At 72.2% G+C, this 22282-nt stretch carries 24 protein-coding genes and 1 tRNA gene; 14 read left to right on the top strand and 11 right to left on the bottom strand.

From position 1 onward, the window contains the following. Positions 1-13 precede the first annotated feature (13 nt). Complete coding sequence (locus AB0J24_RS17815) at positions 14-1441, top strand: carboxyl transferase domain-containing protein (RefSeq protein ID WP_358682576.1); 1428 nt, start codon at positions 14-16, stop codon at positions 1439-1441. A gap of 35 nt (positions 1442-1476) precedes the next feature. After that, positions 1477-1707 carry an acetyl-CoA carboxylase biotin carboxyl carrier protein subunit gene (locus AB0J24_RS17810; RefSeq protein WP_358682573.1) on the top strand — a complete coding sequence of 77 codons (231 nt, stop codon included), beginning with the start codon at positions 1477-1479 and terminating at the stop codon, positions 1705-1707. A gap of 985 nt (positions 1708-2692) precedes the next feature. Here AB0J24_RS17810 and AB0J24_RS17805 read toward each other — a convergent pair. Beyond that, on the bottom strand, positions 2693-2962 hold the full coding sequence (locus AB0J24_RS17805) for a hypothetical protein (protein WP_358682570.1): 270 nt from the start codon (positions 2960-2962) through the stop codon (positions 2693-2695). Between the two features lie 245 nt (positions 2963-3207). Beyond that, positions 3208-3663 (bottom strand): ArsI/CadI family heavy metal resistance metalloenzyme, encoded by a 456-nt coding sequence (locus AB0J24_RS17800; RefSeq protein WP_358682568.1) that lies wholly within the window; start codon positions 3661-3663, stop codon positions 3208-3210. A gap of 72 nt (positions 3664-3735) precedes the next feature. On the opposite strand from AB0J24_RS17800, the gene AB0J24_RS17795 reads away from it, so the two are divergent. The 12 genes from AB0J24_RS17795 to AB0J24_RS17740 all read left to right on the top strand — a co-directional run bounded on the left by AB0J24_RS17795 (position 3736) and on the right by AB0J24_RS17740 (position 13061). Then, positions 3736-4134 (top strand): metalloregulator ArsR/SmtB family transcription factor, encoded by a 399-nt coding sequence (locus tag AB0J24_RS17795; RefSeq protein WP_358682565.1) that lies wholly within the window; start codon positions 3736-3738, stop codon positions 4132-4134. Further along, entirely contained in the window at positions 4131-5216 is a 1086-nt protein-coding gene (arsB, locus tag AB0J24_RS17790) for an ACR3 family arsenite efflux transporter (RefSeq protein ID WP_358682563.1), read from the top strand. Before AB0J24_RS17795 ends, arsB begins: the two co-directional genes overlap by 4 nt. After that, complete coding sequence (locus AB0J24_RS17785) at positions 5213-5659, top strand: arsenate reductase ArsC (RefSeq protein ID WP_358682560.1); 447 nt, start codon at positions 5213-5215, stop codon at positions 5657-5659. Before arsB ends, AB0J24_RS17785 begins: the two co-directional genes overlap by 4 nt. Further along, on the top strand, positions 5656-6819 hold the full coding sequence (locus AB0J24_RS17780; protein WP_358682557.1) for a helix-turn-helix transcriptional regulator: 1164 nt from the start codon (positions 5656-5658) through the stop codon (positions 6817-6819). The genes AB0J24_RS17785 and AB0J24_RS17780 overlap by 4 nt, the downstream gene beginning before the upstream one ends. Positions 6820-6867: 48 nt before the next feature. Next, the gene (locus tag AB0J24_RS17775; protein WP_358682554.1) at positions 6868-7416 is read left to right on the top strand and encodes a flavoprotein; all 549 of its coding nucleotides are present in this window, start codon (positions 6868-6870) and stop codon (positions 7414-7416) included. 134 nt (positions 7417-7550) lie between these two features. Continuing rightward, the gene (locus AB0J24_RS17770; RefSeq protein WP_010228114.1) at positions 7551-7874 is read left to right on the top strand and encodes a hypothetical protein; all 324 of its coding nucleotides are present in this window, start codon (positions 7551-7553) and stop codon (positions 7872-7874) included. 157 nt (positions 7875-8031) lie between these two features. Continuing rightward, positions 8032-8790: a hypothetical protein gene (locus tag AB0J24_RS17765; RefSeq protein ID WP_358682550.1), complete on the top strand. Its 759-nt coding sequence runs from the start codon at positions 8032-8034 to the stop codon at positions 8788-8790. Further along, positions 8783-9757, top strand: coding sequence for an FtsK/SpoIIIE domain-containing protein (locus AB0J24_RS17760; RefSeq protein WP_358682547.1), 975 nt, complete (start codon positions 8783-8785; stop codon positions 9755-9757). Before AB0J24_RS17765 ends, AB0J24_RS17760 begins: the two co-directional genes overlap by 8 nt. Then, positions 9754-10074, top strand: a complete 321-nt coding sequence (locus AB0J24_RS17755) for a hypothetical protein (RefSeq protein ID WP_358682544.1) — start codon at positions 9754-9756, stop codon at positions 10072-10074. The genes AB0J24_RS17760 and AB0J24_RS17755 overlap by 4 nt, the downstream gene beginning before the upstream one ends. After that, positions 10074-11606: a replication initiator gene (locus tag AB0J24_RS17750; RefSeq protein ID WP_358682541.1), complete on the top strand. Its 1533-nt coding sequence runs from the start codon at positions 10074-10076 to the stop codon at positions 11604-11606. Before AB0J24_RS17755 ends, AB0J24_RS17750 begins: the two co-directional genes overlap by 1 nt. A gap of 28 nt (positions 11607-11634) precedes the next feature. After that, positions 11635-11850: a helix-turn-helix domain-containing protein gene (locus AB0J24_RS17745; protein ID WP_358682538.1), complete on the top strand. Its 216-nt coding sequence runs from the start codon at positions 11635-11637 to the stop codon at positions 11848-11850. Between the two features lie 32 nt (positions 11851-11882). After that, complete coding sequence (locus AB0J24_RS17740; protein WP_358682535.1) at positions 11883-13061, top strand: site-specific integrase; 1179 nt, start codon at positions 11883-11885, stop codon at positions 13059-13061. A gap of 83 nt (positions 13062-13144) precedes the next feature. Here AB0J24_RS17740 and AB0J24_RS17735 read toward each other — a convergent pair. The 9 genes from AB0J24_RS17735 to aroH form a co-directional block, all read right to left on the bottom strand. Next, positions 13145-13218: transfer RNA gene (locus tag AB0J24_RS17735), tRNA-Pro, on the bottom strand. 26 nt (positions 13219-13244) lie between these two features. After that, positions 13245-13973 carry a response regulator transcription factor gene (locus AB0J24_RS17730; protein ID WP_358682533.1) on the bottom strand — a complete coding sequence of 243 codons (729 nt, stop codon included), beginning with the start codon at positions 13971-13973 and terminating at the stop codon, positions 13245-13247. A gap of 26 nt (positions 13974-13999) precedes the next feature. Further along, positions 14000-14785: a DUF5995 family protein gene (locus tag AB0J24_RS17725; RefSeq protein WP_358682530.1), complete on the bottom strand. Its 786-nt coding sequence runs from the start codon at positions 14783-14785 to the stop codon at positions 14000-14002. A 96-nt stretch (positions 14786-14881) separates the two neighbouring features. Beyond that, a complete protein-coding gene (locus tag AB0J24_RS17720) occupies positions 14882-17842 on the bottom strand; it encodes an AAA family ATPase (RefSeq protein WP_358682527.1) in 2961 nt (986 codons plus the stop codon). Between the two features lie 140 nt (positions 17843-17982). Continuing rightward, the gene (locus tag AB0J24_RS17715) at positions 17983-18975 is read right to left on the bottom strand and encodes a zinc-binding dehydrogenase (protein ID WP_358682712.1); all 993 of its coding nucleotides are present in this window, start codon (positions 18973-18975) and stop codon (positions 17983-17985) included. Between the two features lie 2 nt (positions 18976-18977). Then, a complete protein-coding gene (gene der / locus AB0J24_RS17710; protein ID WP_358682710.1) occupies positions 18978-20396 on the bottom strand; it encodes a ribosome biogenesis GTPase Der in 1419 nt (472 codons plus the stop codon). Between the two features lie 83 nt (positions 20397-20479). After that, positions 20480-21145, bottom strand: a complete 666-nt coding sequence (locus AB0J24_RS17705) for a lysophospholipid acyltransferase family protein (RefSeq protein WP_358682524.1) — start codon at positions 21143-21145, stop codon at positions 20480-20482. Continuing rightward, positions 21142-21879: a (d)CMP kinase gene (cmk, locus tag AB0J24_RS17700; RefSeq protein ID WP_358682521.1), complete on the bottom strand. Its 738-nt coding sequence runs from the start codon at positions 21877-21879 to the stop codon at positions 21142-21144. The genes AB0J24_RS17705 and cmk overlap by 4 nt, the downstream gene beginning before the upstream one ends. 38 nt (positions 21880-21917) lie before the next feature. After that, a complete protein-coding gene (aroH, locus tag AB0J24_RS17695; RefSeq protein ID WP_358682518.1) occupies positions 21918-22280 on the bottom strand; it encodes a chorismate mutase in 363 nt (120 codons plus the stop codon). Positions 22281-22282: the final 2 nt, after the last annotated feature.

Below are 22282 nucleotides of genomic sequence, written 5' to 3'. Positions count from 1 at the left end.
GCAGGAGCGACCGGTGACACACACCCTTCCCATCGGGCACGACGGTCGGCCTCCCGACACGAGCCGGCCCCGGCCTGCCGACGACCGCTGCCCGCGACGCCGTCTCTCGCTGTTGTTCGACCACAGCGGCGGCTCGGACGCCGACAGCTCGGGCGTCGCCGTGGCCCGCGGCCCGGTGCACGGGCGCCCGGTGCACGCGTTCTGTATCGACCCGGGTGTCCGGGGCGGGGCGCTGAGCAGGGCGGGCTGTGCCCGGATCGTCGGCGTCGTCGAGGCGGCGAGCCGGGAGGGCGTGCCGGTGGTTGGGCTTTGGCACTCCGGTGGGGCACGTATCGACGAGGGTGTCGACGCGCTCGACGGCGTCGGGTCGGTTTTCCGGGCGATGGTGCGGGCGTCTGGGGTGGTGCCGCAGATCTCGGTGGTGCTGGGTCCCGCCGCGGGCGGGGCGGCGTACGGTCCGGCGCTGACCGACGTCGTCGTCATGTCCGACGAGGCCCGGATGTTCGTCACCGGCCCGGAGGTCATCCGCCAGGTCACCGGCGAGCAGATCGGGATGCGCGAGCTGGGGGGACCCGACGTGCACCACGAGATGTCCGGGGTGGCCCACGTCCGTGCCCGGGACGACGACGCGGCTGTCGGTGCCGCCCGTCAGTTGGCCGCCCTGCTGCGTACCCCCGGACGCGACGAGCCGAGCGCGCCGGAGGATCGGCCCGCGTTGCGGCGGGTGCTCCCGGAACGCGCGGTGCGCGCCTACGACGTGGGCCCGCTGCTGCGGTTGCTGCTCGACGACGACGGGATCGAGCTGCAATCGGACCGCGCCCCCAACATCGTCACCCGGCTCGGCCGCCTCGGTGGCAGGAGGGTCGGGGTGGTGGCCAACAACCCGATCCGGCTCGGCGGTTGTCTCACCGCGGCGGCGTCGGAGAAGGCGGCACGTTTCGTGCGGATGTGCGACGCGTTCGGTGTCCCGGTCGTGGCCGTGGTGGACGTGCCCGGTTACCTCCCCGGCCCGGCCGAGGAGCACGGCGGGGTGCTCCGGCACGGCGCGAAACTGCTGCACGCCTTCGCCGGGGCCACGACACCGCGGATCACGCTGGTGACCCGGAAGGCGTTCGGCGGCGCCTATCTCGCGATGAACGCCCGGTCCATGGGCGCCGACGCGGTGTTCGCCTGGCCGGGGGCAGAGATCGCGGTCATGGGGGCGGAGGCGGCGGTCGGTGTCCTGCACCGGCGCGCCCTCGCCGCCCTGTCGGAGGAGGAGGCCGCGGCCCGGCGCGCCGAGCTCGTCACCGGGCAACGCACGGCCACCTCGCTCGACCGGCTCGTCGCCCACGGCCACGTCGACCGCGTCATCGATCCCGCGGAGACCCCCGCACGGATCGCCGAGGCCTTGGACTCGGCTGCCGGCGGGCGCTCCGACCAGCGCAACATTCCTCTGTGACGGGACTGGTGACAATGCGTCAACACGACGACAGGGTGATCACCCGCCGGGCGCTGCGTGCGGTGAGCCCGGAGATCCCCGGGGTGGTCCTCGAGGTGACCGTCCGCCCCGGTACGGCGGTCGGGGCGGGCGACGTGCTCTGTCTCCTGGAGTCGATGAAGATGGAGATCCCCGTGCTGGCGACGCGGGCCGGGACCGTGGTGAGCGTGCACGTGGCGGCAGGTGACCGGGTGGCCGTGCACGACACGGTGGCGACGATCGAGTAGCCGGACCGCACCGACCGAGGAGGTGCGCATCCACCCACCGCCCCGCGGCACCGTGGTGCCCCACCCGGGAGTAACCGCACTGGGGGACTTGTCCGATCTCTGGTGCAACTGGTCCGACACGTCGAGCGCCTCGACGGGAGGAGCAGTCATAACAGAGGTGATCGGGTCTGTGCCGGATCCACCAGGGCCATGATCAGCAGGCCAGCGGCTCCAACCCAACCTGGCCACGCAGGAAATGGACTGGAGCTGACGGCGGCCACGGTCGCGGTGAGAGCCATGAATCCATCGTTGCGAACCTCAGCGAGCTGCGCGATACCAGTCAAGGTCGACGAAGCTCGCCCGGTTGGCGGCGACCCAGTCGACCATCGCGGCGTACTCCCAGCGCACGGCTCCGACTGGGTCGTTGGCCGCGCGACCGATCTCGTCCCAGCTAGCTCAGCGAAGACGGGCCTCAGTGATGGTGTCCCAGCGACCGGCGTTCAGCGACTCGACGAGATCGACCACGGTCCGCAGGACCTGCAGCGGGTCGACGGTGTGCTCGTCGCGGGCTGCCCCGGTAGCTCTGCGCGCTCACACGCTTGCCCGCGGCCTCAGCGACCCGGGCGCCGTAGTCCGCTCCGTTCCAGGCGATCCAGTTGCGGATCGTGTCGAACATGTGCGAGTAGGTGGGCATGATCCTGGCCTCCGCGACGTCGTGGGCCTGGTGGCCCCGAGTTGAGGGGGCGGGGTGCGTTCCCCCGCCTCCGCGCGGAGCGCCTGACAAGGGCTCGGAGGCTCAGGGTCAAGGGCCGCCGGAGGCGGTCGGCGGAGCCGATGCGCAGCACCCTTGATGCTGAGTGAGCCCGTGCGACGCTTCGGGGCCGTCAGGTCCCCGCCGGAGGCGGTCCGCCTGATCGATCGCTTGGCCCGTGCGGCCTTGAGCACGAAGTCCGGCCGTCAGAGACGCACAGCTTGCGCTGTCAGAGGGACCCGTCGACACTGCCGGTCATGCGTATCCGCAGGCTCGGAACGTGGCCTGGCGGATCTCCTCCGCTTCGGCTTCAGTCCAGCCCAGACGTGCCGCCGCTTCGTCGGGCGTCATCATGATCGGGTCGCCCCAGATGCGGCCGAGTTCGAGCTTCCAATAGGCCAGCGTTCGGCCGCCTTCTCGCTCAGCGTGGTCGCGGATCCGGGCGTCGGCGATGCGCGCCGGATCGTCGGCTGGCACCGAAGCGAACCACGCCATCTCTTCGGCGCTCAGTCGCGCGACGACCATGACGCTCCTTCGATGGTGGCCGTCGAGTGTACGCGAACGGTGAATTCCGGGGTGACGGTCGTTCTGCGGTTCGAGCTGGTCCGCGGTGGCGGGCGTGCGCGCGCCGGCCGCCGGGCCGGAGGCGATAGGCGGACGGCAGCGACGCCGCCCGTCCGGCCCGTCAGGGCCGGCTTGAAGACGTAAAGAAAGTCCTCACCGGACGGACGACGTCAGCCGACGGCGCGTCAGCGATCAGGTAAGTCGGGTCAGGACGAGCAGCATGCGGACCGTTCGGCGCCCTCGCCGGTCTCGGGGGCTGCCATCGGCATCACCGCGCCATCGCGGCCGTACTCGGACGAATCGTCGGTTACGGTGTAGACCTCCCACGGCTCGTCGCCGGGACCGTGCACCCACACCTTGTCCTGCCGGGCGTAGCAACAGGTGGTGTCGTTCTCCACCTGCGTGAACAGTCCCAGCTCGGACAGTCGCTCAGTGGCTTCCTGGACCGCGGAGGTTTCCTCGACCTCGACCCCGAGGTGGTCGAGCACCGTGGACTTGTCGGGCTCACCCTCGATCAGGACGAGCTTCAATGGCGGCTCCGCGACAGCGAAGTTCGCATAGCCAGGGCGGCGTTTGGCCGGCTCCACGCCGAACAGCGACCGGTAGAACGCGATCGAACCCTCCAGGTCCGACACTCGCAGAGCGAGCTGCACACGAGACATGACTCCTCCTTGCTTCGACGACTATCGAGACAGAGGTTGCGCTCGTGTCTCGACGATTGTCAAGATAGACGTGTGTCGAAACAAGCCCCTGGGGTACTGTCGCTGGACAGCGGCATCGAGTGCTGTTCTCCCCTCGTCGCCGAGCCTCTGTCCGGCAGTCAGGCCGGTGAGCTGGCACGGGTCTTCAAGGCGATGGGAGACCCGGTCCGCCTGCGGCTGCTGTCGCTCATCGCCTCGCACGCCGGAGGTGAGGCGTGCGTGTGCGACCTGACCGACGTGTTCGACCTGTCCGGCCCCACGATCTCGCACCACCTGAAGGTGCTCCGAGAGGCCGGCCTGATCGCAGGGGAACGGCGTGGGACCTGGGTCTACTACCGCGTGCTGCCCGACGTCCTCGGTCAGCTCGCCGATGTACTCGCGCCGACCTCCGTCAGGCGTCAATCTACGACGAAGGCGAAAGCAACTCAGTGAGCAGCGAGAACATCACCGCACCCGGCAGCGCTCCTGTCGCCGCCCGACTCTCGACCCTCGACCGGTACCTGCCTGTCTGGATCGTCGCCGCCATGGTTGCCGGGCTCCTGCTTGGCCGCCTGGTGCCTGAACTCGCCCCCGCGCTCGACGCGCTGACCGTCGACGGGATCTCGCTGCCGATCGCACTGGGCCTGCTCGTGATGATGTATCCGGTCCTGGCCAAGGTCCGCTACGACCGTCTCGACACCGTCACGGGCGACCGACGGCTACTGGTCACCTCACTGGCGCTCAACTGGGTACTCGGGCCCGCCCTGATGTTTGCGCTGGCTTGGCTGATGCTGCCCGACCTGCCTGAGTACCGCACCGGACTGATCATCGTCGGGCTCGCCCGCTGCATCGCCATGGTCATCATCTGGAACGACCTCGCCTGCGGCGACCGCGAAGCCGCCGCCGTCCTCGTTGCACTGAACTCGGTGTTCCAGGTCATCGCCTTCGGCGCCCTGGGCTGGTTCTACCTCGTCGTCCTGCCCGGCTGGCTCGGCCTGCCGGTCACCGACGTCGCGTTCTCCACCTGGGACATCGTCAGGTCCGTGCTGGTGTTCCTCGGCATCCCGCTGCTGGCCGGTTACCTGACCCGCCGCATCGGCGAACGCGCCAAGGGTCGCACCTGGTACGAGAACCGCCTGATCCCGCGGATCGGGCCGTTCGCGCTTTACGGACTGCTGTTCACGATCGTGCTGCTGTTCGCCCTACAGGGCGACGCCATCACCTCGCAGCCTCTCGACGTGGCCCGTATCGCTCTCCCCCTGCTGGCCTACTTCGCACTGATGTGGGCCGGGTCCTACGCCCTCGGCCGCGCCGTCGGGATGGGCTATAAGGGCACCACCACCCTCGCGTTCACTGCCGCAGGCAACAACTTCGAACTCGCCATTGCCGTCGCCATCGGCACCTTTGGCGTCACCTCAGGCCAGGCGCTGGCAGGAGTCGTCGGCCCGCTGATCGAGGTCCCCGTCCTCGTGGCCCTGGTCTACGTCTCCCTGTGGCTACGCCGCCGGCTCTTCCGAGACGGAGTCCCGTCATGACCCATGTGCCCGAGGTGCTGTTCGTCTGCGTCCACAACGCCGGCCGTAGCCAGATGGCCGCTGCCCTGCTCGCCCACCATGCTGCTGGCGCTGTCGTCGTCCGCTCAGCGGGGTCCGCTCCGGCGGACTCTATCAACCCCGCCGTGCGCGAGGCCATGGCCGAGATCGGCATCGACCTCGCCGACGCCACTCCGAAGAAGCTGACCACCGACGCGGTGGAGGCGTCCGACGTCGTCATCACCATGGGCTGCGGCGACGCCTGTCCGGTCTTCCCTGGCAAGCGCTATCTCGACTGGCAACTCGAGGACCCAGCAGATCTTGGCGTCGCCGGAGTCCGCCCCATCCGAAACGAGATCGAGCAGCGGATCCAGCAGCTTATTTCCGAACTTTCCGTGCCGAACAGCGGAGATGATCAACGGACTCGTGGGACAATGGGGACATGACCGGGGACTCGATCGGCAAGCGGATCGCTACATATCGGCGCCGCCGCGGTCTGAGCCAAGCTGCACTGGCGGGTCTCATCGGCCGCTCGGAGTCGTGGCTCTCGCAGGTCGAGCGAGGCGTCCGGTCGGTCGACAGAATGTCTGTGCTGCTTGACCTCTCACGCCTGCTGCACGTGGACGTGCAAGCGCTGACCGGCACCCCGTGGCAGCTCGCGCCCAACGGTGCTCAGCGTGCCGATGGGATTGAGGAGGTGCGCAGCGCCCTGAATCAGTACACGGGCCTTCTCGGCGGCTCCGAAACGATTCCACGTCTTGCTCAAATACGTCGCTCCGCCTCTGATGCTCATTCGCACTACCAGGCAGCCCGATACGCGAGCGTCATGCGTAGCATTCCGAAACTCATCGCCGACGCGGATTCGGCGTTGTTGCACGCCGGGCCCGACGACCGAGAGGCCGCGCTCTCCTATGTCGAGACGTACGTGGTCGCGTCGAAGCCCCTGACAAAGCTCGGCGTGGGCGACCTGGGAGCGGTCACCGCAGATCGAGCTGCGATGGCAGCCGGTCGATCGGATTCCCCCGCGGCACAGGGGATGGCGGTTTACCAGGTTGTGACCGCGCTCCTGCGCTCCGACCAGGTCGAACAGGCCGAACAGCTCGCGATGCGCATGGTCCAGCAGCTCGGCCCGTTGGTGCGATCCGATGACCCGGCGCTCGTGTCGGTCACGGGTGCGCTCTGGCTGATCGCTGCGGTGATCGCTGCCCGCCGCACCGAGCAGTGGGAGGCCGAGAGTCGGCTGGCGGAGGCGTCGTCACTGGCCGATCTGCTGGGGCACGACGCGAACTACGCCTGGACGGCCTTCGGGCCCACCAACGTCGCCATCCACCGCGTCTCCGTCGCAGCCGAGCTCGGCAACCCGGGTGCGGCACTCGATGCCGCCGCCGCGGTGGACCTCGACGCACTCCCCACCGGGCTGCTGTCCCGGCGTGCGCAGGTCAACCTGGACCTGGCCTGGGCGCAGTCACAGCGACGGCGGGATGCCGAGGCCACGCTGAACCTGCTGGCTGCGGAGAAGGCGGCCCCGGAAGCCGTGGCGCAGAACATCGTGGCCCCGCGAGATCATGCGAACGATGCTCGCCCGAGCGAAACGCGGCAACGGTGACGCGTTGCAGGCCCTCGCGACCCGGGCTGGTGTGCTGGACTAGGACCCGTGACGGCACCTCTCGGGTTCGTGGTCTGTGGCGCTCCGCTGGCCGCCCGCGCACCCGAGGTTGCCGCGGCACTTGTCGCGCATGGCTGGGAACTCGCCGTCGGGATCACAGATGCCGGCACCGAGTGGGCCGATCCGGACAAGCTTGCCGCCGCTAGCCGTTCTTCGACTCGTGGATCGGATAGCGAGCAGCGGCGAACGCCACGGCCGAACCGGGTCCTCGCGTTCCCCCTGACGTTCAACACGGCGAACAAGATCGCCACCGGGGTAATGGACAACGATGTCACCGGCATGCTCAGCGACGCACTCGGGACAGGCTCTCCTGTGCTGGCGACGGTGATGGTCAACGACCGGCTGTGGGGGCACCCGGCCTGGACCGCCACACTGGACCGGCTCACCGCCGCCGGGGTCCGGTTCCTGGACCCCCGTGTCGGCTACGTCACGAGGCCGGCGCCCGTGCCCTCTGGTAGAGGTGGAGAGGTAGTCAAGAACTTCGATCCGCGATGGATCGTCGATGCCGTGGCTGCTCTTCCCGACCGCGACTCCTGACGCCGGACCCCACACGACCCGCACTCCTGTGCGGGTCGCATTTTTGTGCGGGTTGAGCCTCTGACCTGGCGGTTTCCTAGGTGGGCGCTCCCCGAGAGTCGGGACGACAGAGCGCGAGTCCCAGGAGGACCGTCATGGCCACGATCAAGGTCGACACCACCGGCACCCGCTACACAGTGGGCGCGGCTCCGCGCCCGAAGAACGACATGGACGGCCGCCAGCGCACCGACCGCCAGACCGGGACTCCGCTGTTCACCACGCAGCTGGTCAAGGTCGACGCCGAGGGCGCCGAGATCCTGACCATCACCACCCCGGGCGCCCCGCAGGTCGAGCAGGGCGCCGAGGTCCGCCCGGTGGGGCTGATCGCGATCCCGTGGCAGCAGGGCCAGCGGGCCGGTGTGGCGTTCAAGGCCGACCGGATCGAGCCCGCGCACGCGCAGGCGTCCAAGGCCTCCTGACCGCTCGTCTGGTCGGTGGTGCGGGTCGGGGCTGTCTTCCCCGGGGTCCCGCCCCGCACCCCGGCGCCCGCCGTTCTAGCCCGTCTGCGCTCGGAAGGCCCTGATCATGGCTCGCGCCGCTGCTCCGTCCCGTTCGTTCGGTGTCGGGAAGTCCCGTGTGGACTCCTTCGAGATCATCTCCGCCCCACCTCGGAACCCCGCTGTCCGCGTCCTGGCGCTCCTGCTGCGGCTGCGGGCCGAGCTGGCCGTCGTCGCGGTCCTGCTGACCGTATGGGTGTGGCTGGGCCCCGACCACGTCCGCGATGCCGCCGGCCGCTGGGTCGCTGCACCCGACACCGGCTGGGACACCACGACCCGCATCGCTGTGTTCGTCGCCGTCGCGCTGGTGCTGGCTGGGCTGCCCTTTACACGGCGCTACCTGTTCCACCGCGCTCAGGCCGTCCTGACCCGCCACCGGGTCCGCCAGACGCTCCTGGAATGCCGGGTCCTCAACTCCCGCTCCCGAGCCTGCCCCCTCACCGTCTGGGCCCGCTCGACCCGGGTCGGGGAAGCCGTGTGGGTGGTCCTGCGCGCCGGGATCTCCCCGGCGGCGGTTGCCGAACAGGTGGAGGAGTTGGCGTCGGCGTGCTTCGCCCGTGAGGCCCGGGTCATCCCGTGGCCGCGGTTCACCACCGTGGTCCGGGTCGAGATCATCCGCCGGGACCCGCTGGCGCCGAACCTGATCCGCTCGGACCTGTTCCGCTACGCCTCCGGCGACATCCACGACCCGGGCTGGCCCACTCACGACGGCCCCGACGCGCCGGTCCCGACCCCGCGCCGGAAGCCGTCCCGCCCGGCGCTGCCCGCGACCCCGGCGCCTGCGCTCGACGGCCCATCCGACAACGGGCGCGGTGGGGACTGGTCGGACTATGTCTGAGCCGAGCAACCCGCCGACCCTGCCGCTGCCTCTGGCCGAGACCGCGGCGCCTGACCGCCTCGTCCGGCCGCTGCTGGTCCTGGCCCGATGGGCCGAGGAGTTCACCGCCCGCCGCCGGGCCCGTCGCACCGACGCCGGGCCGTCGATCTGGGAGCCGATCCACCTCGGCACCGACGAAGACGGGCGGGAGGTCCGGATCCCGTTGATCTACCGCAACATGCTGTTGGCCGGGGAGCCCGGCGCCGGGAAGTCGGTGGGGTTGAACAACATCGTCGCCCACGCCGCCCTGGCGACGGACTGCCGGTTGTGGTTGTTCGACGGGAAGATCGTCGAACTCGGCCTGTGGCGGTCGTGTGCGGATCGGTTCGTCGCCAACAGCCTCGACGACGCCATCGCGGCTCTGCTGGACCTGCAGTCGGAGATGGACTCCCGCTACGCCGTCCTCGACGACGAGCGCCGCCGCAAGATCGCCCCCGCCGACAGCGTCCCCCCGATCGTGGTCGTCCTCGACGAACTGGCCTACTTCTCCGCCACCGTCGGGACCAAGCGCGAGCAGGAAGCCTTCTCAGTCCTGGTCCGCGACCTCGTGGCCCGGGGCCGCGCGGCCGGGATCATCGTCGTCGCCGCGACCCAGCGCCCGTCCTCGGACATCATCCCGACGAGCCTGCGGGACCTGTTCGGCTATCGGTGGGCGTTCCGCTGCACCACCGACGCCAGCTCGGACATCGTGCTCGGTCACGGCTGGGCCTCCCGTGGTCACTCCGCGGCGAGCGTGGCTCCGGAGACCAAGGGCATCGGGTTCCTGCTCGCCGAAGGCGGTGTCCCGCGACGGATCAAGGCTGCGCACCTGTCCGACGAGCAGGTCTACGCCCTGGCCGAGCGCGCCGCGCTGCGCCGCCTCGCCGCCGGGATCGCCGAGCACACCGGGGACCAGGACCTCGACGACGCCACCGGCGGTGCGGCATGACCGCGCGACCAATGACCGCCGAGCTGGTCCACGCCGGACTTCACCGCGCCGCCGAGACTCGCCGGGCGGCCACCGCCCGCTACCAGAGGGGAGCGATCAGCCCGGTGCAGTGGCGCACCGAGCTGGCCCACTCCCACGCCCGGGAGGCCCGGTGGTGGGGAGTCCTCGCCCGCGTCGCGGTACAGGACCACTCGATCCCACAGATTTACATCTCGGCCGTCGCCGCCGCTCAGGGCGCAGCGCTCACTGACGCTGCTCGCTGGGCCGACTCGGCCCGCGACCACGCCCGCTCCGCCGCTGCGGCTCGGGTGGCGTGATGAGCACCGGTCAGTGCTCGGCGACCGTCGACAGCCTCGCGGCCCGACGGCTGTCCCGCCTGGCCGGAACCACTCCCGCTGCCGACCTGGTCGCCGCCGCAGGTCGCCGGGAGGACTTCGCTGGGTGGCTGCGTCACGTCACTCCCGCCGCCGGGTGCGCCCACCCGATCCGCCTGTCCGGGACGGTGTTCCGGGTCGAGGAAGCCACCGGCCGCATCACCTCCGAGCGCCACACCGCCGAGATGCCTGACGGGCTGATCTACACCGCCTGCGGCAACCGCCGCGCGTCCGTGTGCCCGTCGTGTGCCGAGACCTACCGGGCCGACACCTTCCAGCTCGTCACCGCCGGACTGGTCGGCGGCAAGGGCACCCCGGCCAGCGTCGCCGGGCATCCGTGCGTGTTCCTGACCGTCACCGCACCCTCGTTCGGCCCGGTCCACACCCACCGCACCGACCGGAAAGGCCGGCCTCTTCCGTGCCGCCCCCGCCGCGACGACACGAGCTGCGAGCACGGGACCGGGCACGCCTGCTGGGAGCGCCACGCCGAAGACGACCCGCGCGTCGGGAAGCCGCTGTGCCTGGACTGCTACGACCACCCCCACCAGGCGGTGTGGAACCTGCACGTCGGCGAACTCTGGCGCCGCACGATGATCGCCGCGACCCGCCACCTCCGGCAACTCGAGAAGCTCACCGGCGCCAAGCTCCGGCTCAGCTACACCAAGGTCGCCGAGTTCCAGGCCCGCGGCGCGGTCCACCTCCACGCCCTGGTCCGCCTCGACGGCCGCGACCCCGACCCTGCCCTGTCGCACCTGACCCTGCCGCCCCCGCCCGGGATCTCCGCCGCCCAGGTCGCACTGCTGCTCCGTGGAGCGGTCATCGAGACCTCGTTCGCCACCGCCTCGCACCCCTACCGGCCCCACGGTTGGCCGATCGCGTGGGGCGAGCAGGTCGACCCCCGCCCGGTCCGGCTCGCCGCCCGCGACCTCGACGACGCCGCCGAGATCACCACAACCGCCGTCGCCGCCTACCTCGCCAAGTACGCCACGAAGGCGACCGAGACCGCCGGGCACCTCTCGACCCGGCTGCGGCCGGACACGGTGCGCTCCTACACCGACCACGCCACCCACACCGGCCGCCAGATCGACGCCTGCTGGCGCCTCGGCCAACGCCCTGTCGGCTGGGACCCCGAGGACTGGGCGACGTCCTGGGGGCGGCTGTGGCGGTGGGCGCACATGCTCGGGTTCGCCGGCCACTTCTCAACCCGCTCGCGGCGCTACTCCACGACGTTGACCGCGTTGCGGCAGGCACGGCGGGACTGGCAGCGCGACCACGCCAACCCCCGCCCCGCCGCGGATGAGGTCGAGCGCCTGGACGACGGCGAGGACACGACCGAGGTCGTCATCTCCTCGCTGCACTTCGCCGGGATCGGCTGGCACACCACCGCCGACGCCGTACTGGCCAACACCGCCGCAGCAGAAGCACGGGCCAGGAGGCGCACCGCCCGCGAGGAACTGACCAGCACGACAGCCTGACCAAGCCCCGCAACTGGAGGTGATGACCATGACTGCTGAACTACTGCTCGGACGCTGGTACTCCACGGAGGAACTGGCGGAGCTGCTGAACGTCGACCCGTCGTCCGTGCGTCGTTGGCGGACCGCGCGGCCGCCACAAGGACCGCCGTTCGTCCGGGTCTCGTCCCGGGTGACCATGTACTCGGCCGCTGACGTCGAGACCTGGTTGCGGAGCCGCCGCGTCGATCCCGGGAGGGCCGCGTGATGGCCTCTCCGGGCCAGGGGCTCCCCCTGGGAGTGACGATCCGCGGAGACGTCGAGCACCGGCCGGACCGCCCGCAGCCGTACCGGGCCCGTGTCCGCTGGATGGACCCGGCCACGCGGCAGCGCCGATCCAAGTCGGAGGCGTTCGACACCGCCGCCGCGGCACAGAGCTGGATCGAGCAGGTCCAGCGGCTCGCCACGTCCGGGGTCGACCCGCTCACCGCGACCCGCACGCTCGCCGACTACGGCGACGCCGTGATGCCGCTCGCGCTGCGCGGGTTGGAGGCCAAGACCCACGACCCATACCTCGCGGGCTGGAAGTACCGAGTGGTTCCGACGCTCGGTCATCTCTCAGTGCGGATGGTCACGAACGGTGCCGTCGACCGCGCGGTCCAGCAATGGATCGCCGACGAGTGCAGCCGCTCCACGGTGAAGAACAGCCTGGCCGTCCTGGTGCGTGTGCTCGAACAGGCTGTCCGGGACGGGATCGTCGACCGCAACCCCGCTCGGGTCACCGGTTGGCAGTATGCGTTCCGCCAGGCGGAGGACGAGCTCGACAACCCCCGTGCGCTGGCGCTGCCGAACTGGGAGGCGCTGAGCGCCCTGGCCGACGCGCTGGTCGCCCGATCCTCCGGGCACTTCCGCGGCTGGGGTGACGTCACGATCTTCGCTGCGTGCACCGCGGCCCGGATCGGTGAGGTGTCCGGAGTACGGGTCGCCGACATCGACACTGGCCGGTGGCTCTGGACGGTCCGTCGGCAGACCACCCCCTCCCCCGGCGGCCTCGTCGACAAGGGCACCAAGGGCAAGCGAGCGCGGTTCGTCCCGCTGATCGCGGAGGTACGCGACCTGGTCCAGCACCGGATCGACGTCGTCGAGGGCCGGCCCGACGCCCGGCTGTTCACCGGGCCCCGCGGTGGCCGGATCACCACCGCGGTGTTCCGCGACGCCACCCACTGGGACGAGGTTGTCGCGTCCCTCGGTTTCGAGCACCTGCGCCGCCACGGACTCCGCCACACCGGCCTGACGTGGATGGCCGACGCTGGTGTCCCGGTGCACGTGCTCCGCAAGATCGCCGGGCACGGGTCGTTGACCACAACGCAGCGCTACCTGCACCCGGATCAGGCCGCAGTGTCGGCCGCCGGGGACTCGCTGACGGCCTTCCTACGAGCCCCGCGGTCCCCACATGGTCCCCAGGAGGCTGCGGGATGACCAGAACGATGATCGAAACCCCGGCAACGAAACAGCCCGCCGACCTGGTCTTTTCCCAGATCAACGGGCTGTTGTTCGGCCTGTCGGGACGACAGGATTTGAACCTGCGACCCCTTGACCCCCAGTCAAGTGCGCTACCAAGCTGCGCCACGTCCCGGCCACCCCTCGCGGGGCAGTCGTAGGTTACCGCACCCTCCGCCCCGGAACGCCGGGGGCCTCCTCCCCCGCGTCTACGCTCCGTACCAGCGCGACAGCCTCCAGCTGCGCTCCCACCTCGAGCTTCGCGAGCACCGCCCTGACCTGTGTCCGGACCGTCGGTAGCGACACGACGAAGTGCTCGGCGATGGCCTGGACCCGCATCCCGGACGCGAGCAGGTCCAGCACCTCCCGCTCCCGCCGGGTGAGGGTGGCGAGTTTGGCCCGGACGGCGCGCTGCCGACGGTCCCACTCCAGGTAGCGGTGGACGAGCTCCTCCCGCCTCGCCTGCGGCAGCAGCGAGCGGCCGGCCCTGGCCTCACGGATCGCCACGAGCAGCGTCGCCATCGGCGCGGATTTCGACACCCAGGTGAAGCCGCCGTGGTGCAGGGCCGCGCCGATGCGCAGCGGGTTGGAACTGCCGGAGAGGACGAGGACCCGCCAGCCGCAGCTGCGCAGCGTGGGGATCACCGGGATGGTCTCGATCCGGCGGCCGTGCTCGTCGGTCCCCAGGTCCAGATCGAGGACCAGCAACCCCGGTTCGGCTCCCTGGACGGCGGTGTACAGGTCGGACACCGAGTGCGCGGGCCGGAAGCGGGCCCGTTCGCCGCCCTGGCACAACGCCTCCGCCAGCGACGCGCCGACCAGCTCGTGGTCGTCGACCAGCAACACGTCACCGGTGACCGGCTCCGGTGCACCTGCCGGTGACGATGACACCCGCCCGTCCCTCACGCGGGCGGGTGTCATGTCAGGGACCCCAGTGTGAGCAGTCCCCGTCCGATGAGCGCGGTGCGCCGGTCCAGCGCGTCGATCTCGCGCTCGTACTCGGTCGGCCGCGACCGCAGCTCCCACAGCTCCAGCGCCTGCCGCCACGCGACCTCGCGGGCGAGCACCACGGGCACGTCGGCGACCGCGCCGATGAGCTGCTCGGCGACCGTCCCGTCGAGCGCGTCGCCCAGCCACCCCTCGAAGTGCTCGATCAGCTTGTTCATGTGCAGCGCGAAGACGTCGTTGACGGCCCGGTAGTCGGCCCGTTCGGCAGGTCCGAGCGCGGTCCGGCCCAGCACCGTGCAGGTCCGGACGACGGCCGGCGCGAGGTCGAAGTTGACGTGCGCGTTCACCCCGACGACGGCGAACTCCATCGGGTCGATCCGCGGGTGCGAGCGTCGTTCGAGCAACACACCCCAGGAGCGGGGCGGCTCGGAGCCGCTCGCGTCGGCGAGCAGCGCGCGGAAGTAGCGCCGGGCGAACTCGACGTCGAGCCGGACCAGGAAGTCCCGGTCGGAGAAGTGGTCTCCGTCGAGCTGGTGCCGGATGCCGCGGGTGATGTGCAGGTACAGGTGGTTGAAGCAGGCCAGGCCGTCACGTGGCCCGTACTCCTGCTCCAGGATCTCCTGCAGCTGCTCCAGGTGGGCGACGACGCCGTCGATGTCCTCGGGCGTGGTGGCGAGCAGGGCGGCGATCCGTGCGGGCCCGCCCGGAGGGCCTGCGCCCCGCCCGTCCGACGGTGTCTCGAACAGCGTCCTCACCCGGGCCTCCTCGAGCTGGTCGGCGTGCGCACCAGCCTCACCGAGAGCCCGCACCGGGCCATCGGGTGAATGCCCTAGCGTTGCGCCAAGTGCGCCCTATTCCGTCACACCGCGCTCCGGCACGTACCGGCGTAGCACACCGGCGGCCTGCGTCCGGTTGGTGACGCCCAGCTTGGCGAAGATCCGGGCGAGGTGGGCGCCGACGGTCTTCGGGGCGATGAACAACGCCGCGGCGATCTCCTTGTTCGTCGCCCCGTCCGCCAGCACCTCCAGTACTTCCAGCTCGCGGTCGGTGAGCAGGGTGAGCGGGTTGTCCGGGGCCGGGTCGGACTGCGACACCCGGACGCCGGACGGCTGGGCCACGATCACCGGGAGCTCCGGGACCTGCACCCGCGCACGGCGGGCGATCTCGGCGATCTCGGCCAGCAGCGGTGCCGCCCGAAGCTCCCGGGCCCCGGTCGCCGCGCGGCCGAGCTCGTCGGCACCGGCCCCGAACCGCCGCGCGCGGAGCAGCGCCTCACCGCTGCGCAACCGGGCGTACGCCGTCGGGTAGGGCTGGCCCAGCCGTTCCAACAGGTCGGCGACCCCGGCCCAGGTGCCGGTGTCGGCACCCGGCGTGATCCGCGCGTCCTCGGCGGTGCACATCGCCTCGTACGTCGCCAGGACCGCACGCAGCGCCGGGACGGACCGGTCGCCCCGGGCGATCAGCTCACCGCGGTGCCTGCGCAACCTGCGCAGTCCGCTGGGGTCCGGTGGGCGCCCGGCGATCACCGCCTCGGCGTGCGCCCGCGCACCGTGCCACAGCAGCGGTGCGTAGGCCCAGACGTCGTCGATCCCGGACTCGACGACGTCCAGCCCGGCGTCGACGTGTTCGCGCGCGACCTCCGGGCGACCCCGCCACATCTCCAGCCCGGCCCGCAGGATCAGCAGCGGCAGCCGCAGTTTCGGCAGCCCCGCGGAGCCCGCGACGAGCTCGACGGCCGCCAGGTCCTCCTCGGAGCCGTCCAGGTCCCCCCGGCCCATCCGCAGCCGGGCCCTGGCCAGCCGCACCTCGACCGCCTGGGCACCCGCCGGCGCTGCCGCCCAGGCCAGCATCACCTGGTGCTCGGCCTCGTCCCAGGAGCCGCGCCGGAACATCGCGTTCGCCGCCAGCGCACGCAGCGACACCGCGGCCGTCCGGCCGAGCCCGAGCTCCGCCATCCGTTCGGCCCCGGCCAGGGCCTCGGCGACCCCCTCGTCGAGCGCGTTCAGCGGGCCGGACAACAGCTCGGCGCGCTGCTGCAGGCACTCCCCCAACGTCACCGGATCCCCGCTGGCCTCGGCGATCCCGACGGCCTCGGTCAGCGCCTCCAACCCGGCCCCGCCGTCCCGGGTGAAGGCCGCGCCGAAGCCGAGCACCGACAACACCGACGCCAACGCACGCGGTTCACCGACCCGGCGGGCAGGTACGAGTGCCTCCTGGGCGACCTTCCGGGCGGCCGAGAACTCGGCCCGTGCCAGAAGGGCCGTCGCGTACCCGGCGAGCACCTCGGCCCGGGCCGCCTCGGTGGCCGCACCGGTGGAGGGACCGTCCGCGGGAGCGACCGGCAGCGCGGCGACCGCCCGCCGCGCGGCCTCCTCCGCCTCGCCTGCCTGCCCGGCCGACATCAGGTAGCGGGCCAGGCGGCAGCGCAGCACCGCCTCGTCCATCCCGGTCGGCGCCTCCGGCCCGGCCAACCGCTCGGAGAGCAGGGCGACCGCCGACTCGTGGTCCCCGGCCAGTTCGGCCGCGGCGGCGGCCCGCTCCAGGAACCCGCCGCGGGCGACCGCGGACCCGGCCACCGGGAGCGTCGCCGCACGCAGCCAGTGCCGATGCGCCTCGGCGTAACCCCGCAGCCGCTCCGCCTCCTCCGCCGCCGCCAGTGTGGCGGCCAGCGCCTGCGCCGGGTGCCCCGCGCGGTGCCAGTGGTGCGCGAGCCGGGCCGCGACACCCGGGCCCTCGCGGTCGGCAAGGGCCCGTGCGTACCGCTCGTGCAGGTCGACCCGCTCCGCCGGGAGCAGGTCCCCCGCGACGACCTCGGTCATCAACCCGTGCCGCAGCGCGTAGCCGTCGCTGCCCGCGACCACGACGAACCCGGCGTCGACGGCCTCCCGCACGTCGACGGCGAGCTCGGCCCCCGACCGGTCGAGAACGGCGGCGAGCAGCGGGTGCTCGACGTCACCGACACCGGCCGCGATCGCCCGCACGACGTCCCTGGCTCCCGCGGAGAGCCCGGCGGCCCCGGCCCGCACGAGCTCCCGCACGGTCTGCGGCACCCCGCGCGGATCTCCGTCGAGCACCGCCCGCACGGTCTGCTCGGCCAGGAACACGTTCCCCGCCGAGTGCGCCCACACCATCGGCTCCAGGTCCGGACGGTCGGGCGCCCACATGCCGAGGAGCTCGGCCAGCTCGCCGCGGGGCAGCGGCTGCACCTGGCGGAAGGTGACGGTGCGGTGCCTGCGGAGCTCGGTGACCAGCGGCAGCAGCGCGGCCGGTGTGCCGCCGGCGGGGTCGTCGCGGTAGGTCCCGACCAGCAGGACGCGTTCGGTCGTCAACCCGGCCAGCAGGTAGGCGAACAGGTCCCGGGTCGAGCGGTCGGCCCAGTGCAGGTCGTCGACGACGAGCACCACCGGTGCGTCGCGGGCGGCTCGCCCGACCAGCCCGCACAGCTCGCCGAGCATCTCCACCCGGCCCGACGCCGACGTGCCGCCGCTGCCCTCGAGAGCGTCCAGCGCAGCCGCGAAGAGCCGCGCCGCCTCCCCCGTCCCGGTCCGGGCGTGCTCGCGCAGGGCGGACACGACCGGCCAGAACGACGGTGCCTCGGCGATGTCCAGCGCCCGCCCGGTCAGCACGACGGTGCCCTCGGCGACGGCGGTCCGGCCGAACTCGGTGACCAGCCTGGTCTTGCCGACACCGGCGTCACCGCCGAGCAGCACCGCCGACACCCCGTTGGCGATCGTTGCTCGCAATGCGGATCTGAGCAGCTCGAGTTCGGCGGTGCGGCCGTGGAAGGGGCGCCCCACCGATGTGTCTCTCACCGGGCACAGGCTACTGAGGGTGACATCTCGGATCCAGGGAAAAGGACCTTTCGGCCAGGGCCCGTCGAACCGCCAGGACGGCGGGCCACCACCGCTCGAACACCGTCCCGCCTGCGACCTCGCCGGACAGGACGCGTCGGTTACGCCTGCCCTGGAGCAGACTCACCCAGGTCGAGGACGACCTTGCCGATCGCCGCGCCGGACCGGAGGTGATCGAGTGCGGCGGACGCCTCGTGGAACGGGACGACCCGGTCGACGGTGGGACGGACCCGGCCGTCCACGACCAGGTCCAGCACCGGGGCCAGCGCAGCCGTGACGGCAGCCCGCTCGTCCGCGGACCGCACGCTGAAGGTCGTCCCGATCAGGCGCAGCCGGCGGAACGACAGCGTGTTCAGGTCCAGTGTGGCGGCCGGCCCGGCCAACCGGCCGATCTGGACCACGGTCCCGCCGACCCGGACACCGGTGAGCGCAGCAGCGAGATGCTCGCCTCCGACCAGGTCGAGGACGACGTCCACGCCCTCCCCGCCGGTCGCGGAGCGGACCGCGTCGGCGAGCCCGTCCGGGCTCACCAACGGCACCGCTCCGGCTGCCGCGAGCGCGTCTCGCTTCGCCGGGGAGGTGGTCGTCGCCAGCACCGGCTCGGCGCCGAGCGCGCGCGCCAACCGGATCGCGACCTGCCCGACGCCGGTCGTCCCACCCAGCACCAGCACCGAGCCGGAGCCGAAACCGGCCTGGGTGACGAGTGCGTCGTGCGCCGTCTCCAGCGCCACCGGCAGGGCCGCGGCGTCGGCCCAGGGCAGTCCGGCGGGCACCGGGAGCGCGCGGCGGGCGTCGACCACGGCATAGTCGGCGAACGCGGCCGCGGCGCTGCAGCACACCCGGTCGCCCAGGCCGCGACCGGCCGTCCCCGGCCCGGCCGCCACGACCTCCCCGGCCAGTTCCATCCCGGCGACGAACACGCCGTCCGGGCCGGCGTGCGGCACCGGGTAGCGGCCGGCGAGCGCGAGCAGGTCGGCCCGGTTCACCCCGGCCGCGCGGACCCGCACGAGCAGCTCGCCGGGTCCCGGCTCGGGCGTGGCGATCTCACCGGGCTCCCAGCAACGTGCCCCTGGCCGGCCGAGCAGGACGCGCATCGTCACTTGTTCCGCGGGCGCTTCTCGCGCACCCGGACCGACAACCGGATCGGCGTGCCGCCGAAGCCGAACTCCTCCCGGAGCTTGCGCTCGACGAACCGGCGGTACCCCGCCTCCAGGAAGCCCGAGGTGAACAGCACGAACGTCGGCGGACGGGTCTGTGCCTGGGTGGCGAACATGATCTTCGGCTGCTTGCCGCCGCGCACCGGCGGCGGGGTGGCCGCGACCAGGTCGTTCAGCCACTGGTTGAGCCGCCCGGTCGGCACCCGGGTCTCCCAGGACGCCAACGCCCGGCGCATCGCGGGAGCGATCCGCTGGGTGGCGCGCCCGGTGAGGGCCGAGACGTTGACCCGTTCCGCCCAGCGGACACTGATCAGGTCCCGCTCCAGCTCCCGGGTCAGCTGCTCCCGGCGGTCCTCGTCGACGAGGTCCCACTTGTTGAACAGGATGACCAGCGCCCGACCGGCCTCGGCGACCATCGTGAGCACCCGCTGGTCCTGCTCGGCGATCGGCTCGGAGGCGTCGATCAGCACCAGCGCGACCTCGGCGGCCTCGATCGCGGAGCTGGTGCGCAACGACGCGTAGTACTCCATCCCGGACGCCATCTTGACCCGCTTGCGCAGGCCCGCGGTGTCGACGAAGCGGAACACCTCGCCGTCCAGCTCGACCAGCGAGTCGACCGGGTCGACCGTGGTGCCCGCGACGTCGTGCACGACCGACCGGATCTCCCCGGACAGCTTGTTGAGCAGGCTCGACTTGCCCACGTTCGGCTTGCCGACCAGCGCGACCCGCCGTGGCCCGGCGCCGGACGCCCCGAAGTCGTCGCGCGGGGTCTCCGGCAGCACCTCGAGGACCGCGTCGAGCAGGTCACCGGAGCCACGCCCGTGCAGGCCGGACACCGGGTGCGGCTCGCCGAGCCCGAGCCGCCACAGCTCGGCGGTGTCGGAGGTGAGCCGGTCGTCGTCGACCTTGGTGGCGGCCAGCAGGACGGGGACGTCCGCGCGGCGCAACACCCGGGCGACGGCCTGGTCGGTGGCGGTGGCACCGACCGACGCGTCCACCACGAGCAGGACCGCGTCGGCCGTGCGCATCGCGGTCTCGGCCTGCTGCGCGACGAACGCCTGCAATCCGGAGGCGTCCGGCTCCCACCCGCCGGTGTCCATCAGCTTGAAGCGGCGGCCGTTCCACAACGCGTCGTAGACGACACGGTCCCGGGTCACCCCCGGCACGTCCTGCACGACCGCCTCCCGGCGGCCGAGCAGCCGGTTGACCAGCGTGGACTTGCCGACGTTCGGCCTACCGACCACGGCCAGGGTCGGCGTGGCCAGCACCTCGTCCGGGTCGATCCCGGCGGCGGCGTGCCCCTCCTCGTCGACGGCGACGAACTCGGCGGGGTCGAGCCCCAGCCGGTCCATCTCCATTCGGTCGGCGTCCCCGACGATGTCGGCGCCGCTCCTGTCGTCACTCACCTGTCACTCACGTCCCGGCCGGGTTCGATCCGGCCTCATAGCTGTCTGTCGTTGCGCGGCCCGGCGAGCTCGCCGACCAGGGCCCGCAGCGCCTGCGCGACGTCCGTGGTCGCGGCCGCCAACCCGGCCCGCCCGGGGACGGACGGGGCCGGGAGCGGCGCACCGACCAGGACGTCCACCGTAGGCCGGAACCTGCGCCCCGACCCGTCCGGACGCCGGGTCCCGCGCACCGCCACCGGCAGCAGCGGTGCACACGCCGCCCTGGCCAGCCAGGCCGCACCCTGCCGGGCCGCGGCCACCTCGCCGGTGCCACGGGTGCCCTCGGGGAACACCGCGACCACACCACCACCGCGTAGCACGTCCAGCGCGGCGACCAGCGGCCGCCGGTCGGCCACCTCCCGGCGGACCGGGATCTGTCCCAGCGCCGGTAACAGCAGCCGCAGCGGCCCCCGGAACATCTCCTGCTTCACCAGGAACACCACCCGCCGCCCGAACATGCCGAACAGCAGCGGCCCGTCGACGAACGCGCTGTGGTTCGCGACGACGACCACCGGCCCTTCGGCCGGGATGCGCTCCCGGTGCCGCACCCGGATCCGGTAGAACGGCGTGAAGATCCAGGTACCGAGCCATCGTGCCAGGTCGTGCAGCCATCCGATGCTGCCGGGGGGCAGCCCGGGCGGCGCGGCACCCGCCCGGCTCACCCGTCCAGCCCCCGTTCCGTGACCAGCTGGCGCAACCGGTCCAGCACGGCGTCGGCGGAGAGCAGGTCGGTGTCGAGCACGAGGGCGTCGGCCGCCGCGTACAGCGGCGACACCCGGCGTGACGAGTCCAGCCGGTCCCGTCGCTCGACGTCGGCGAGGGTGCGGTGCAGGTCGGACTCCCGGCCCGCTCGCGCGTCCTGCCTGCCGCGGCGTGCGGCGCGAACCTCCGGTGACGCCGTCAGGTACACCTTCAGCGGTGCCTCCGGCACCACCACGGTGCCGATGTCGCGGCCCTCGACCACGATTCCGCCGCCGCCGTCCACCGCCGCCCGGATCAGTGCGTGCTGGCGCCCGACCAGCTCCGCGCGGATCTCGGGTACCGCCGACACCGCGGACACCAGAGTGGTGACCTCGGGGCCACGGATCTCGGCGGAGACGTCCTCGCCGTCCAGGGTGATCGTCGGTGCGGCCGGGTCGGTGCCCGACTCGATCGTCGCCGCGGTGGCGACCCGGGTCAGCTCGGCCGCCGGGGTCTGTTCGCCGAGCCCGGCGCGCAACACCGCCAGGGTCGCAGCGCGGTACATCGCACCGGTGTCCAGGTAGGCGGCCGAGCAGGCCTGCGCCAGCCGCCGGGAGACGGTCGACTTGCCCGTCCCGGACGGACCGTCCATCGCGACGACGCCCCGCAAGGCCACCTGTCCCCCACACTGTCGTGCCGATGATGCGTGGGGCATTCTCGCCGGTCCGGTGTGGCACGGCCGGGGCGGGGTCTCTACTGCGGCAGGTCGGTCCGCAGTGCACGCGCCCCGTGCAGGTAGACGTGGCGCATCTGCGAGCGTTCCTTCGGTGTCTCCACATGGGCCAGCAACCGCAGCACCCGCGGCAACGCCCCCGGGACCGCCATCTCGGTGGCACACATCAGCGGCACGTCGGTCAGCCCGAGCAGCCGGGCGGCGTAGGCCGGGAACTCGGCGGTCAGGTCCGGGGTGGCGGTGAACCAGATCGAGATGATGTCCGCCGCGACGAGCTCGTTGCGTTCCAGCACGGCGGTCACCAGCTCGGCGGAACGGTCCAGGATCTGCTGCCGCTCGTCGGCGTCGACCTGGGTCGCACCGCGCAGTGCGCGCACGGCCACCG

Source organism: Pseudonocardia sp. NPDC049635 (assembly GCF_040659795.1).
Lineage (GTDB): Bacteria > Actinomycetota > Actinomycetes > Mycobacteriales > Pseudonocardiaceae > Pseudonocardia.
Note: the sequence above shows the minus strand (reverse complement) of the source record. Positions and strands in the feature narration are given on the sequence as shown.